Source organism: Aliiglaciecola sp. LCG003, from assembly GCF_030316135.1.
GTDB lineage: Bacteria > Pseudomonadota > Gammaproteobacteria > Enterobacterales > Alteromonadaceae > Aliiglaciecola.
The window spans coordinates 1,608,328-1,622,313 of record NZ_CP128185.1 but is presented as its reverse complement, the minus strand read 5'-3'; the positions used below and the strand labels follow the sequence as shown (position 1 = coordinate 1,622,313).

Genomic DNA, 13,986 nt, shown 5'->3' with positions numbered 1-13,986 from the left:
CAGGCGCTATTGGTATAAGAACTCATCCCTAAGTATCAGCTATTAGATTTTAGTTAACCTGAGTTTGGGGTTTAATTGATCTCGTTGAAACGCAACCCCTAACATTTAACTTATTCGAGGAATTTAACCATGTTGAAAATTGTTAAAACTTCTATCGCTATCGCAGCAACATCTTTATTGTTCACCACTACCGCTCAAGCTGATATTAATGATGCTTTGCAAAATATCTGCACCATCGTGAAAACCGATGACAAAGGTGAGCTTCGTAAGAAAATGAAAAAAGTTGAGTCTGACTTCAGATTGAAACTTAAAGATTACTATACCGGTGTAAGTTGTGGCGGTAACAGCCTGATTCGCACCGCTATGCTAAATGATGCCGTTGAGACCGGTACCTTGCTAGTCAAGAAAATGCCTAAGTCAGATTTATCAGCACCTGAGCAAGACGGCAAAACCCTGCAAGCCTGGGTAGCAGAGAACGGCCTTGATGGCTCAGCCATTAACGCTGTGATCAATGACCGTATCTAATTATCGATTAACATGAACTCTACCAGTTCAACATGGTAAGTAGACATGCGTTGTCTACGTCCTCGGAAAACAGCCTCTTTTGAGGCTGTTTTTCGTTGTGTCGACACTGGTCAATCTATGTGGATTCGATAAATGTTAATATATGTTGATTCACTAAGTCGGGAAACTGATGGTGCAGCCAATGATTTGCCTCAGCAAATTTTTCAATTTGAACATCCTTCACATACTCTTCTAAGCCATCCAACAATTGCGGCACAAAAGCCAAATCTTTCTCGCCCCACAACACAAGGGTCTTAGTCGTTATACGAATATTCGGCACTTTCATCTTGCTTAGCTCCACCACAGGACCATTGGTGTTGATATCCTGTTGACTCGGCGCTAACTGCGGCATAGCCTGATAGTATTTCAACATTGAGATCAACACTGCAGGTCTCGCCCAACTTTTTCTATACTCATTTAACTCGTTGTCAGTCAAAACCGAGTTTTGCTGTTCATCGACAAACATATTTGTAAGCAAACTATAGCTATTCTGTACTATGACGGTCTCGGCATCATCAGCAATCAACTGGTGAATATAACCACTTTTTTGCCGTTGCACAGGATTACAGATCATCTCACGGGTAAAGGTGCTCGGGTGAGCCGCATTTAATATAATCAGGTGACTAAAAAGTTCAGGGTTAAACGCGACTAAAGGCCAAGCGATAGCGCCTCCCCAATCGTGGGCGACCAATATTATTTTTTGCTGACTGTGTTGCACAGTCTCAATGAACTGCCTTATTACTTCAATTAAATTAGGTACCGCATAGAACGCCAAATTTTCAGGTTTAGAAGATTGGTTGTAGCCGGGTAAATCAGGAGCGATAACACGATATTCAGCACTAAAAAAAGCAATTTGTTTGCGCCAGGTTTGCCAATTCTCTGGAAACCCATGTAGAAAGACTATGCAACCTTTCGAAGGCCTTTTCGGCAGCGCCTCCATATAATGTATTCGGCATCCATTGACGTGGATGTGTTTGCTTTCCATGTACTTCTCCCCAAAAAAAAGGCGGATGCATTTGCATCCGCCTTTAATATTTTATCGAAAACCGGTATTACCCAACTAAGAAATGGTCTTCTGGCATCGTCATCAGGTTATCAGCACCAGATTCCATCGCCGAAACCAATGAACGAGTACGAGATAGCAAACGGTCAAAGTAGAAGCCAGCAGTCTGTAACTTAGCCTGATAGAAGGCTTCATCAGATGTGCCTTCATCTAGCCTTTGCTGCGCTACAACAGCCATTTTAAGCCACATGTAGCCAACAATAATGTAACCAGAATACATCAGGTAATCGACCGAAGCTGCGCCCACTTCATCAGGATTGCCTGCAGCACGTTTAGAGACTTCTTGAGTGATCTGCACCCACTCATCAATATGAGTTTCAATTGCATTGGACCAAGCATTAAACTGTGCTTTGTCACGCATGCTGACGCAATACTCCTGCACTTCTTTGACAAATACTTTGAGCAATTCACCCTTAGAGCCCATGATTTTACGCCCTAATAGATCAATGGCTTGGATACCTGTTGTACCTTCATACATAGTACAAATACGGGTATCACGAGCCAACTGCTCCATGCCCCACTCTTTGATATAACCATGTCCGCCATAGATTTGCATACCATAGCTGGTTGTCTCTTGAGCAGTCTCAGTTAAAAACGCTTTAACAATAGGCGTCAACAGCGCAAGTTTTGCTTCAGCGATCTGCTTTTCTTGTTCGTTATCGCTGTACAAGGTGTTATCGACCATTTGCATACAATAAATGGCAAGAGCTCGATTTCCTTCTCTGAAGGCTTTCTGGGTTAACAGCATTCTGCGCACATCTGGATGAACAATAATGGGATCAGCTGGACCGTCTGGATTGACCGCTCCTTTAGCCGCGCGAAATTGTAAACGATCTTTTGCATATGCAAGCGCACCTTGGAATGCCGCTTCCGTGCCTGCTAAACCTTCTAAACCCGTTCCGATACGTGCCGAGTTCATGAAAGTGAACATGCAGTTGAGGCCACGATTAGGTTGACCAATCAAAAACGCTTTTGCTGAATCAAAATTAATCACACAGGTCGCGCTGGCTTTGATACCCATCTTATGTTCAATGGAACCACAGCTAACGCCGTTACTAGCAGCGGCTTCGCCATCTTCGCCCACATTAAATTTAGGGATAACGAACAACGAAATACCACGGGTACCCGCAGGAGCATCAGGCAGGCGCGCAAGTACGATATGCACGATATTGTCAGCAAAATCATGTTCACCAGCAGAGATGAATATTTTAGTTCCTGTTACGCTATATGAACCATCATCATTAGGCTCGGCTTTGGTTTTCAGCATGCCTAAATCTGATCCGCAATGGGATTCGGTAAGGCACATAGTGCCTGTCCAGCTACCTTCAATTAATTTAGGTAAGAAACGCTGTTTTAACTCATCAGAACCATGCTCTTTGATTGTGGCGATGCAGCCTTGACTCAAGCCTGGATACATTGCCCAAGAGTGATTTGCACCGGAAAACCATTCGGCAATGGATGAAGCAAGAGAGTAAGGTAAACCTTGACCACCATACTCTTCTGGATGAGTCATAGAGGGCCAGCCACCTTCCACATAGGTTTGATAAGCTTCTTTGAATCCAGGTGGTGTGGTCACCACGCCGTCTTCCCACTTACAACCCACTTCGTCACCGATAGCGTTAATCGGTGCTAACACGTTATCGGTGAATTTAGCTGCTTCACTACAAATTGCTTCAACCATATCCGGTGAAGCGTCATCAAAACCTAATTTTTTATAATGGGCTTCAAAGCCTAGCAGTTCGTTCATGACGAAAAGTGTGTCACGGACGGGAGATTTAAAATTTTGCATAATTCAGACTACCTTATAATTACAGCTTAATAGACTTCAAACAGACCAGCAGCACCCATGCCACCGCCAATACACATAGTACAAACTACGTATTTAGCGCCACGGCGCTTGCCTTCAATCAGCGCATGCCCCACCATTCTTGCGCCACTCATGCCATAAGGGTGACCAATTGAAATCGCGCCTCCGTTAACATTTAGCAGCTCATCTGGAATACCTAATTTTTGCTGGCAATAGAGTACTTGTACTGCAAAAGCTTCGTTTAGCTCCCACAAGCCAATATCATTCATGGTCAAGCCATGCTGTTTCAGCAACTTGGGAACCGCAAAAATTGGACCTATGCCCATTTCATCCGGTTCACAGCCTGAAACCGCAATACCACGATAAGCGCCTAATGGGGTTAAATTTTGCTGCTCAGCTAATTTACTGTCCATCATCACACTGGCTGAAGCACCATCAGATAACTGACTAGCATTGCCCGCAGTAATGGTTCCGCCTTCAATAACTGGCTTAAGAGATTGTAATCCGGCAAGGGTTGTTTCAGCTCGATTCCCTTCGTCTTTAGTTAATGTTACTTCTTGAAAACTTTGTTCTTTGGTTTCTCTATCAACAATCACTTTTGTCGCCGTAACCGCCACAATTTCATCGTCGAACTTACCGGCTTGCTGGGCAGCGGCGGTACGCATTTGACTTTGATATGCATACTCGTCCATGGCATCGCGACTGATCCCATAACGTTTACCTACTATTTCTGCGGTTTGCAGCATAGGCATATAAATGTCTTTATGCTTGGCAACTAGTGCTTTATCAACCATCCGGTGAGTATTCATATGTTGATTCTGAACCAAACTAATTGAATCAAGACCACCAGCAACCATGACTGGTACATTATCAGTAATAATGTGTTTAGCGGCGGTGGCAATTGCGTACATACCAGAGCTGCATTGGCGATCAAGTGTCATACCTGAAACAGTTACCGGTAATCCACCGGCTAAAGCGCCTAAACGGCCGATGTTCATTCCACCAGAACCTTGGGTCAAGGCACTGCCTAAAATAACGTCATCGACACTGGCAGGATCAATACCAGCACGCTGCACTGCGGCGCTGATGGCATGCCCGGCTAGGCTTGGTGCTTCTAAGTTATTAAATGCACCTTTGTATGCTCTGCCGATTGGCGTGCGAGCGGTGGAGACTATTACAGCTTCTTTCATGATTTATTCCTCAAATTCTGTGTTAAGCGCAAACTTTTCGCACTGTTATTAGTTTTTATAATCGACAAAACGTTTGCCTTGCTCTGCTAATTTTTTGAGTAATGGGGCAGGTTCGAACCACATTTTTCCATAATCGCCCAACTCATCACGATACTTACACATCGCATCGTATATTTTATCTAGTCCAATTTCGTCTGCATACTGCATAGGGCCACCGCGGTAGACTGGAAAGCCATAACCATAAACATAGATCACATCAATATCGCTAGATTTAGCAGCTATCCCTTCTTCGAGAATACGAGCACCTTCATTGATAAGTGGAAAAATACAGCGTTCTAAGATCTCTTGTTCGCTATGCTCACGTTGTTCTATATCTAACTTTTGCGCTTCTTGTTTAGCGACCTCAAGCACCTTAGGATCAGGAATCGGTTTGCGATTGCCTGGTTCATACAGATACACACCCTTACCCACTTTCAGGCCAACGCGACCATCTTCAACTAGACGATTGGCGACCACGCAGTAACTTGGGTCTTGGGAGATGAACTCATGTCTTGATTGACGCACGAAATAACCGATATCCAACCCCGCCATATCACCCATGGTGAATGGCCCCATTGGCATACCAAAATCATAAATGATTTTATCAACATGCTCAGGTGATGCCCCTTCAAGTAGTAATCGGTTAGACTCACGACCATAAGGTTCGATCATACGGTTGCCCACGAAGCCGAAACATACCCCGACCAAAACGGCAACTTTGCGGATCTTCTTCGCCATTTGCATACAGGTTTTAATCACATCTGCAGAGGTTTTTTCGCCTTTGACCACTTCAAGTAGTTTCATTACGTTGGCAGGACTGAAAAAGTGCAGGCCAATCACATCTTGTGGACGTGAAGTACAGGCTGCAATTTCGTTTAAATCAAGGGTCGATGTATTTGAAGCTAATATTGCCCCTGCTTTACACACCTCATCTAACTTGCTGAAGACTTGTTTCTTAACTTCCATTTTTTCAAATACTGCTTCAATGACTAGATCCACGTCGGCCAATTCTTGATAGTCAGTCGCACCGACCAATAAAGCCATCCGTTCTTCAACATCTTGCGGGGATAACTTACCTTTTTTGGCTGAGTTCTCGTAATTACCGCGGATAACAGCAAGGCCTTTATCTAATGCTTCTTGCTTAAGCTCTAGCAACACTACAGGGATACCAGCATTGGCAAAATTCATTGCGATCCCCCCCCCCATGGTGCCAGCCCCAATGATCCCTACCTTTTTAATCTCTCTAACAGGTGTCGCTTTATCAAAATCGGCTACATGCCCCGCTGCTCTTTCAGCGAAGAAAAAATGTTGTTGAGCACGGGCTTGAGGTGATCTCATACATTCCATGAACAATTCAGATTCTCGTTGCAGGCCTTCTTCCAGAGGTAACTCCACCGCAGCTTCGACCGCTTGAATACAACGCTCTGGCGAAAAGAATCCTCTGGCTTGCTTGGCAATGCCCTGACGGTATTGCGCAAATAACTCAGCCGGTGCCGAAGCCGGATCAATATTAAGATCTTTAGTCCGTCGAATCTTTTCGCCATTGACAATTAGTTTTTGGACAAAGGCCATTGCTTTATCGAGTAACTCCTGTGGATCTTCGACCAGAACATCAAACACACCTTTGACACTGCTTGCGGCTACCGGTTTACCAGATACAATCATGCTCAGGGCTGTTTCAACACCGGCAAGACGGGGCAACCTTTGGGTTCCCCCTGCCCCAGGTAAAATCCCTAAATTCACTTCAGGTAAACCTACTTTATTGGCCGAAAATGTCACTCTGTAGTGGCAAGCCAAAGCGACTTCAAGCCCACCACCAAAGGCTGGCCCGTTCAATACTGCAACGATAGGTTTACTGGCATTTTCAATTAAATCCAACACTTCAGGTAATGGCGGCTCGAAGTCATTGCCTGAGAATTCGCTGATATCTGCTCCGCCAGAGAACAAAGCCTGCTGGGAAGAAATAACGATAGCTTCGATTGATGGGTCAAGCAATGCCGCTTTAATTTCGGAAATCAACCCCACTCGAACTGCTTTTGATAACGCATTAACCGGTGGATTTTGCATCAGTACTATAGCGATATTGCCTTGATTTTGGCTTACTACTGCAGCAGACTTTTCAGCGCTCATATTAACCTCAAATTGAATCAGTAAAATGATTAGACAGCAGATACTAGGACAGCTGGCCCAATCAGCCAAATTTATTGGTTTTATCCGGACAAATAAATCAAATTGATAATACTCCTATCCTTTGAATTACTTGAATTTATGCTCTTTGCCCTGCATCCGGCCCATCTAATTATATTGACTTTAGCAAACTCATCTGATTTTCTAAGGTACACATAAAGTTAACATTGATTTAACAGGTTAGACATTTTGGAATTTTTACGCACACCTGAAACCAGATTTGAGTGCTTAACGGATTTTCCCTTCTCGCCGCATTATTTAGATATTGATGACACTGAGCAAGGCAGCCTGCGCATGCACTATGTTGATGAAGGGGATAAATCGTCTGCAGTGGTACTGTTACTTCACGGTGAACCGTCTTGGTCTTATCTATATCGTAAAATGATCACTCCTTTGACGGAGGCAGGTTATAGGGTTATTGCGCCGGATCTAATTGGCTTTGGTCGTTCAGATAAGCCTACTCGCCAGCAAGATTATACTTACCAACGTCATTTACTGTGGTTACAAAACATCCTTACCCAACTTGATTTAAATCAAATCACCTTAGTATGCCAAGATTGGGGGGGGCTGCTAGGCCTACGCTTGGTAGTGGAAAATCCACAGCGATTTGCTCGAATTTGTGTTGCCAATACGTTTTTACCCACTGGTGATGAGCCTTTGGGTGCAGCCTTTGAAAAGTGGCAAACATTCTCACAAACTGTCGAAGAATTACCTATCGGCGGTATCATTAAAGGCGGCACCACAACCGAGTTATCTCCGCAGGTTTTGGCTGGTTATGATGCCCCCTTCCCTGACGAGCGCTACAAAGCCGGTGCTCGGGCGTTCCCAAACTTAGTTCCCGCCACCGCAGACAGCCCTGAATCCGAGGCAAATCGTCAGGCATGGAAAACACTCGCCCAATGGCAGAAGCCCTTTTTAACCGCATTTAGTGACTCGGATCCTGTTACCCAAGCAGCGGATAAAATATTCCAACAACGAATTCCAGGATGCGCTGGCCAAGAGCATGTCACAGTCGTAAATGGCGGGCATTTTTTACAAGAGGATCAGGGACCAAGATTGGCTCAAATTGTCGTTCAATTTATTCAGAATAACCCATAATTAATAACCCTATTTTAAGGAGAAAGCATTTGGATTCACTACTCGATTTTAGCGGCCAAGTTGCAATGATCACTGGTGCTGCAAGTGGCTTCGGTAGACTGTTGTCGCAAGGGCTTGCCGCCAGAGGATGTAATCTTGTTATCGGTGACATTAATCAACAAGAACTCGAAAATACGGTGTCATCTCTTCAATTAAAAGACAATAAAGTGGTTTCATTGGCCTGTGATGTTAGCGATGAAAGCCAAGTCAAAGCTATGGTAGATGCGGCGATGTCAAATTTCGGTCGCCTTGATATCGGGGTAAATAATGCCGGTATAGCCCATTCCATGACGCCATTGCACGAAATTGAAAAAGCCACTATGGATAGTCAAATGGCTGTCAATGTTAATGGCGTTCTATTTGGCATGAAACATCAAATTGAAGTGATGCTAAAACAAGGATCGGGACATATTTTAAATCTAAGTTCCATGGCCGGGATAGGTGGAGCGCCAAAAGGGGCGGCTTATTCAGCAGCCAAACATGCAGTTGTTGGCTTAACCCGCACTGCGGCAGTGGAATACGCGAGAAAAGGCATTAGAGCCAACGCTATTTGTCCATTTTATAGCCCGACCAATATTTTAGCCCAAGATGGCTTCGATACCGAAGAAAGTCAGCAACGTCTGGCGCGCGGTTGCCCAATGCGTCGCCTTGCCCAGCCGCAAGAGATCGTCAACACCATGATCTTGATTCTGTCTCCGGGTAATTCTTATATGAGTGGCCAAACTATCGCTATTGATGGTGCAGTAAGTGCCTGGTAATAGACTATTAATTAATGTGTAGAGCGAAGGAACAAGATAATGAAAGCGTTAATGATGAATACCCAATTGATGATATCGTCAATTTTAAGACATGCTGAGAAAAACTACCCAAATCAGCAAATTGTTTCAGTCACGGCCGACAATCCAAGACATAGATATACTTATACAGAATTAGCCAAGCGGAGCCGCCAGTTGGCCAATGCGCTGGAGGGTTTAGGGGCTAAATTTGGCGATCGAATTGGCACATTGGCATGGAATGATTATCGCCATTTGGAACTATACTACGGCGTATCAGGCACAGGCATGGTGTGTCACATGATCAACCCTAAACTCTTCCCTGAGCAGGTCAATTATATTGTCAATCATGCACAAGACAGATTCTTATTTGTCGATGTCTTGGTTATGCCTTTAGTTGAAGCCTTACATCAAAATTTTGAAAGTGTCGAAAAAATCATAGTGCTGACGGATAAAGCGCACATGCCAAAAACAAGCTTACCGAATGTACTCTGTTACGAAGAATTGCTTGCGCAGCAAAGTGATAATTATATCTGGCCAGAATTTGATGAAAATACCGCCTGTGGTATGTGCTATACCTCAGGCACCACTGGTAACCCTAAAGGTGTAGTATATAGTCATCGTTCTACCCTCTTACACGCCTACGCGGGCGCTTTACCAGATGCTACTAATGCATCAAATATGGATGTCTGCCTACCTATAGTTCCGATGTTTCACGTCAATGCTTGGGGGATCCCTTATGCATCTATCATGGTCGGTGCAAAATTGGTGATGCCCGGCCCGAAAATGGCCGACGGCGAAACTCTTCAAGATTTGATTGAAAATGAAAAAGTATCATACAGTTCCGGTGTCCCCACGATCTGGATGGCATTGTTAGACTATCTGGATAAGTCAGGCAAAAAAATTGATTCATTGAAAGTCGCTAGTACCGGGGGGGCGGCCTGTCCAAGGGGGATCATCGAACGCTTCAAGTATGACTATGATACTAAAGTCCTGCAAGGCTGGGGCATGACCGAAATGAGCCCACTTGGGACCTTGTTTAGTTTAAAGCCAGGCATGCAAGATTTACCCGACGAAAAAATTATTGATCTGCAAGCCAAGCAAGGACGCAGCGTGTTTGGCGTCGAGCTGAAAATTGTTGACGATGACAATAACGAACTCCCTTGGGATGGCGTGGCTTTTGGCGCGCTTAAGGTGAAAGGTCCTTGGATTGCAACAGGCTACTATGGCATGTCACAAGTACCTGGCAGCGAAGGCTGCCCAGTAGATGAGGACGGCTGGTTAAATACTGGTGATGTGGCCACTATCGATCCTGATGGCTTTATGCAGATAACAGATAGAACCAAAGATGTGATTAAAACCGGCGGAGAATGGGTCAGTTCAATTGAAATTGAAAACGCCGCCGCAAGCCACCCATTAATTGCTGAAGCAGCCGCCATCGGGCGCTATCATCCTAAATGGACAGAACGTCCATTATTAATAGTGGTGCTAAGCGATGGCGCTGAACTTACTGCCGAGCATATAATCGACTATCTAAAAGATAAGCTTCACAAATGGTCGGTACCTGATGATGTAGTCTTTACTGACGCCCTGCCCCACACCGCCACAGGGAAACTAAACAAATTGGCACTGCGTAATACCTATAAGGAGTACCAATTTTCATAAAATGATATATTCTGCTGAATCGACTTAAAAAGAGGCAATATGCCTCTTTTTTTGATCTCTAAAATAGTATTAAAAAGCATACTTATGTATCACTTGATAGATTTTTTTTTGACCCAAGTTGGACTTTAATAAGGTCATGCAACACATCTTTTAATCAATTTAAATTTCTTTCGGAGGAATTAACCATGTTGAAAATCGTTAAAACTTCTATCGCCATTGCTGCTGTATCTTTGACTTTTTCAGGCGCAGCGAATGCTGATATTAATGACGCCCTGCAAAATATTTGTACCATCGTGAAAACCGATGACAAGGGAGAGCTGCGCAAGAAAATGAAAAAAGTGCAGTCTGACTTTAGATTGAAATTGAAAGATTACTACTCAGGTATTACCTGTGGCGGCAATAGCTTAATCCGCACGGCGATGCTAAGTAACGCAGTTGAAACCGGTGAATTACTAGTTAAAAAGATGCCTAAGGGTGATCTAACCACTCCCGAGCAAGATGGAAAAACGTTACAACAGTGGGCAACTGAAAACGGTCTTGCCGACTCGCCTATCACCGCAGTGCTTAACGAGCGCATTTAAACTGCGTAAATCTAGTGATAAGCTGTTGTATCAAAGCCTCGTAAAGAGGCTTTTTTGTATCTTCAAACTGCTAAGGGAGTTAACTCTAAGTTAATTGTCAAATGGGAAAACGGGATAACCCCATTTGAGATACAATTGTTTCAGTTTTCCAGAGTGCAACAGAACCGGCATTCTTTGGTCATAAATTCTAGCCAATTTGCGCCCTTTGGCGCTTGTCGAGAAGGCTGGATAGAGTTTTAACGTAGCAAGATATTCAAATTGATATTGGCTTAAATCAAACTCGCCCTGCAAACTTTCGCTAGTTTTGAGTATTTCTACCTTATCGTCGATATACACATCAATTCTATCTTTGGCGAGCATCTTCAAAGCACTGCTACGATAGGTATTCTCAATGCTCAAAGTATCAACTGGGATATATCGCTCAAAACCAAAGCCCCTGACCCACGCGACTTTTTTGCCAATTAAAGCCTTGCTATCTTGCCAATCTAAACTGTTTTTCTTGAACACCGCATTGACTTGTTGAACAGCATAATGCCACTGCGGAATGAGCATATTAGAGGCAACCCCTCTATAATTGTCTAACATGCCATCAGCCCTATTATTCATAACCATATGCACTGCACGCTTATATGGCACAAATTCTAGCTTAACTTCAATTCCAATAGGCTCATAAACTTGTTTAAGGATCTCATAAGCTAAACTACTACTGTGCTTGGAGACTAGATTTTGAGGTATCTCTGTGGTTAGCAAGAAATCTTCAACTTTTATGTCAAGGGAAAGTTTTTGAGTTTCAGTCAAAAACGTCCTGACGTTGTCTTTACTCACAACCTCGGTAGGAACTTCAACGAAGACCCCGGTAAATCGCCCCTTTAACACATCCAACAGCACGTTGTGCACAGTGATACCTTGAAGTTGTGCATTGACCATACTGGTCGCAGTAATATCATTGCTGGCTATCAACTCAAGCGCATCTTCCACGCCATCATAGCCAAACAGCAGTATATCTTCCCGAGCGAGAATATCTAATGCAGCTGAGGCACCAATGATCTCGAAGTCATTCGCTGCGAAAATCGCTGAGACGGCAGGATCTTGTTGAATAATATGCATAGTCGCGGCATAACCGCCAACAGAATTCCAATGGCCATTAATCCTGTGGACCACCTCTAAACCACTGCCTTCAATACCATCCAGCAAACCGCCCACTCGCTCTGTAGAAAACTGCCCTTCTTCACCTGTAATAATAGCAACTTTAGCCGGACGTGTTTGAATCCGAGTCAATGCCTAATCAACTAATTCCCGGGTGCTTCTTCGCTGCTTGACCCCCACCACAGCATGCACCGGATACGCCAAATCGATATTGTCACTATTGACATTTATGACGATGATTCCTTGCTGCACAGCTCTTTTTATAATTGGTGCTATAGCTTCTTCAGTCTGAGGTAAAAATGACGAAAAGACGATGACATCCACGCCCTTTTTCACCGCCTCGTCGATCATAGCCACATGTTGCTGCCAATCTTGCCCACTTTGCGGGGCTTTTAACTCAAAGCTGAAATTTTGCTTTAGCGCTTCTGACTCGAGGGCATTACCTAATTTCAAATAAAAGTTGTATTCAGTCGCAGGGGGGAGATATGCGATGGAAAGAGAGGGTTTAATCATTTGGCTGTGCTTGAACGGCGCTTGCAAGTTTAATGGGGCTGATACTACATAGGGAGTCTGCTGGGCAACCGCAATGGAAGCCAAGTAAAACTGCATAAGAAGGATGAATCCCAGCAGCGCAAGTGACGTGCTTTTATACATTACGGAATGCGTCAGTAGACAAAGTCAATAAACGGCCAAATGGTGATCTAGATAACCACACTATAGCCCAATTAATTACTCCAACCAAGGGCGGCGGTTAAAACTCTCTCAAGCTGATTTTTTATTAATAACGGGCAATTACTTGCTATTGATTGATATTTTTGACCTGACATTACCAATCTCTGCTCGGCCTTGTCGTTTCTTTTCATCGTGCAGTAGCGGGTATTCTTCCTCAATCATGGCTAACACCGACATCATGCCCCAATGGTAACCTGATGAAAGCACTAAGTAAGCAAAGTCATTTTGCTGAGCTTCAGCGATGACATGATTGCGCATAGAAGACAACTTTGTAACCTGCTGACCGTAGGATTGTACATTTTCATACTTGTTAACTTCAAAAAATAAGGTTTCATAGTCATCAGTTTGTTGATACGCGTGACTGTAGACTAAAGCATCAAATTGTTCATATTGTTTTTGCAATAATATATTGAATGCCTTGTAGCCATTTTGCGCGTGCAGTGCCAACTGATTATTGGTTGCCAGAAAATCTTCTTGAAATGAACGCCAAGCGAGATCTTGAGGGTAATCCAAAAATTCAGAGGAATCTTGATATAACTGACCACCACATAACTCCTCACGCAAGCCTGGGGATAATTCATCAGCTAATTTGACTTGTCGTGCATAGCCTTTTGCATAGCTGGCACTAAATAATCGGTAGGCCAACTGGGACACATCATACAGAGCCGCTTTTTCGGCATCGGATGAAAAGGTAGCTTGATGGCTGGCTAGTATAGCCATCGCGTCGGCAAACACAGGTTGATTAGTTTGGTAGGACTGAGTTAATTGCTCTAGGTTGTTGTCCACCCCACAAGAATAAGCGCTTAACAACAGATTCCACGCTCTACGATCTACCGACCACACGTGGATCATCCCAGTGTAAAGATTACTGTGTACGAATTGTTCAGCTTGTTCAATTATTTCGTCATGGGCTTGTATTTGCGCCTTTTGTTCCAAGGTATGGGTGGGACTGTTTACACAACCGCTTAACGCGCAGGAAAGCGTAAAAACCAGAACATAATACAGCGGTGAAAACCAAGAGGACATAGAAACTGCGCCACAATAATAAGTGGCAGCAGTTTATGCTCTAGTGAAGCACTGTTCAAGTAGCATTTTGCTATTG

General features: G+C 43.9%; 10 protein-coding genes and 1 pseudogene. 5 read left to right on the top strand and 6 right to left on the bottom strand.

Annotated features, from left to right (window positions below; translation table 11 throughout):
- Window positions 1–129: 129 nt before the first annotated feature.
- Window positions 130–525 (top strand): DUF3718 domain-containing protein, encoded by a 396-nt coding sequence (locus QR722_RS06830; RefSeq protein ID WP_286286509.1) that lies wholly within the window; start codon window positions 130–132, stop codon window positions 523–525.
- A 115-nt stretch (window positions 526–640) separates the two neighbouring features.
- On the opposite strand, the gene QR722_RS06825 is transcribed toward QR722_RS06830, so the two are convergent.
- The 4 genes from QR722_RS06825 to QR722_RS06810 all read right to left on the bottom strand — a co-directional run bounded on the left by QR722_RS06825 (window position 641) and on the right by QR722_RS06810 (window position 6,793).
- The gene (locus tag QR722_RS06825) at window positions 641–1,549 is read right to left on the bottom strand and encodes an alpha/beta fold hydrolase (RefSeq protein ID WP_286286505.1); all 909 of its coding nucleotides are present in this window, start codon (window positions 1,547–1,549) and stop codon (window positions 641–643) included.
- 67 nt (window positions 1,550–1,616) lie between these two features.
- The gene (locus QR722_RS06820) at window positions 1,617–3,416 is read right to left on the bottom strand and encodes an acyl-CoA dehydrogenase C-terminal domain-containing protein (RefSeq protein ID WP_286286503.1); all 1,800 of its coding nucleotides are present in this window, start codon (window positions 3,414–3,416) and stop codon (window positions 1,617–1,619) included.
- 26 nt (window positions 3,417–3,442) lie between these two features.
- Entirely contained in the window at window positions 3,443–4,624 is a 1,182-nt protein-coding gene (locus tag QR722_RS06815; protein WP_286286502.1) for an acetyl-CoA C-acyltransferase, read from the bottom strand.
- A gap of 48 nt (window positions 4,625–4,672) precedes the next feature.
- Complete coding sequence (locus QR722_RS06810) at window positions 4,673–6,793, bottom strand: 3-hydroxyacyl-CoA dehydrogenase NAD-binding domain-containing protein (RefSeq protein ID WP_286286500.1); 2,121 nt, start codon at window positions 6,791–6,793, stop codon at window positions 4,673–4,675.
- A 246-nt stretch (window positions 6,794–7,039) separates the two neighbouring features.
- Here QR722_RS06810 and QR722_RS06805 point away from each other — a divergent pair, with 246 nt between their 5' ends.
- From QR722_RS06805 to QR722_RS06790, 4 genes are all read left to right on the top strand, one after another.
- Window positions 7,040–7,948, top strand: coding sequence for a haloalkane dehalogenase (locus QR722_RS06805; RefSeq protein WP_286286498.1), 909 nt, complete (start codon window positions 7,040–7,042; stop codon window positions 7,946–7,948).
- A gap of 29 nt (window positions 7,949–7,977) precedes the next feature.
- Entirely contained in the window at window positions 7,978–8,745 is a 768-nt protein-coding gene (locus tag QR722_RS06800) for an SDR family NAD(P)-dependent oxidoreductase (protein WP_286286496.1), read from the top strand.
- Window positions 8,746–8,784: 39 nt separating this feature from the next.
- Entirely contained in the window at window positions 8,785–10,425 is a 1,641-nt protein-coding gene (locus tag QR722_RS06795) for a long-chain-fatty-acid--CoA ligase (RefSeq protein WP_286286494.1), read from the top strand.
- Window positions 10,426–10,610: 185 nt separating this feature from the next.
- Window positions 10,611–11,006 (top strand): DUF3718 domain-containing protein, encoded by a 396-nt coding sequence (locus tag QR722_RS06790; protein WP_286286492.1) that lies wholly within the window; start codon window positions 10,611–10,613, stop codon window positions 11,004–11,006.
- Between the two features lie 90 nt (window positions 11,007–11,096).
- Here the strand turns inward: QR722_RS06790 and QR722_RS19420 are convergent.
- Together QR722_RS19420 and QR722_RS06775 are read right to left on the bottom strand one after the other, a co-directional pair.
- Window positions 11,097–12,665 (bottom strand): annotated as a pseudogene (locus tag QR722_RS19420) (substrate-binding domain-containing protein).
- A gap of 279 nt (window positions 12,666–12,944) precedes the next feature.
- Window positions 12,945–13,910 carry a hypothetical protein gene (locus QR722_RS06775; RefSeq protein WP_286286491.1) on the bottom strand — a complete coding sequence of 322 codons (966 nt, stop codon included), beginning with the start codon at window positions 13,908–13,910 and terminating at the stop codon, window positions 12,945–12,947.
- Between the last annotated feature and the right edge of the window lie 76 nt (window positions 13,911–13,986).